The sequence below is a fragment of the Myxococcus virescens genome, assembly GCF_900101905.1.
Lineage (GTDB): Bacteria > Myxococcota > Myxococcia > Myxococcales > Myxococcaceae > Myxococcus > Myxococcus virescens.
Map to the genome: position 1 here is coordinate 1 of NZ_FNAJ01000056.1, position 1,088 is coordinate 1,088.

The 1,088-nt window shown below is 67.1% G+C and carries 1 protein-coding gene and 2 pseudogenes; all 3 read right to left on the bottom strand.

Translation table 11 applies throughout. The annotated features are described in order from the left end of the window. Positions 1-191 (bottom strand): annotated as a pseudogene (locus BLU09_RS38040) (hypothetical protein); the annotation flags it as partial. Positions 192-352: 161 nt separating this feature from the next. Next, positions 353-715: a hypothetical protein gene (locus BLU09_RS38045; protein ID WP_090496023.1), complete on the bottom strand. Its 363-nt coding sequence runs from the start codon at positions 713-715 to the stop codon at positions 353-355. Positions 716-723: 8 nt separating this feature from the next. After that, positions 724-1,088: pseudogene (locus tag BLU09_RS38050) on the bottom strand (DUF2924 domain-containing protein); the annotation flags it as partial.

Here is a 1,088-nt window from a genome sequence, read left to right on the forward strand (position 1 = left end):
TCCAGGCTGGCGGCGAACGTGTAGAGCATCGCGCTCGTCTCCCGGTGGCTGGAGCCGCGCGGGAGGAAGAAGTCCACCTGCGGCTGAGGCGTGCCGTATCGGTTCTTGCTGAGACTCAGAGTCACCGTGGCGTTCTGGGGCGTGGGTGCCGTCGTCTGGCCAAGGCGAGGGGGCTTGGGGGTGGTCTTCATGGTGCGCGTTCCTTTGGGGTTGGCGAGGCGTTTTGTCGCCCGTCGCGAAAGGCATACACGCTCTGTCGTACGGGCGTATCAAGTCCTCTCTGGCGCTGTGGCGTCGTATGTTTCATTGAATGGGCGGCAGGGAGGCAGCTTGCGCCGCCCGCATGCCCATGTCAGCGGAGGGCGCTGTGCAGGACTTGCAGCCCGCGCTCTGCCTCTTCACGCGTTGGCCAAGGTCCGCCGACGCCGAGCAGCACCAGATAGATGCGGCCTCTATTGCCGTCGTCGAGGACCTCCGATTCGACGAACCAGTGCTCCTGCGCCGGAGTGTGTAGTTCCACCTGAGCGGCAAGAAGCAGGAGGGCCGCGTTGCGCTGGCGTGAGGAGGTGCCCTGGGGGAATGCGACCTCGACTTCCGGCTGTAACTCGCTGCCGCTGCTGTGAAGGGCCAGCTTCACCTCCACACGGGCGCCCGAGAGCGCCTTTCGAAGCGCCACCGACACGAGGGCGTCGGTGGCTTGTTCCTTTGTCGCCATGCTGGGCCTTACTCCTCAGCCTTCGGAGCGAAGTGCGCTGCGGCCTCGGTGACGCCCATGGCCGTGAGTTCGTTGTACAGCGCGCGCGTGACGAGGCGCGTGCGGCTCGGCAGGCCCGCGTCGCGCCAGGCCTTGTCCAGGGCCTTGATGGCCTCGTCGTCGAAGGAGAGCGGGATGACGCGCTTGCCGTCCTCGCGCACCTTCAGCTCGCGCTCGGGGCGGGGGCCCACCGACACGCGTCCGGCCTCCGCTTCCCGAATCTTCCACTGCAGGTAGGAGACGTTGCTGCTGCCCGTCGGACGCCCGACGACTTCGCGGTACTTCTCCTGCAACTGCTGCAGCGACATGCCGGCGAAGCGCCCGCGCTGGCGAG

What these genes read in the sequence shown, in the direction of transcription:
- BLU09_RS38045 (WP_090496023.1), bottom strand. Translation starts at nt 715, where the DNA reads ATGGCGACAAAGGAACAAGCCACCGACGCCCTCGTGTCGGTGGCGCTT.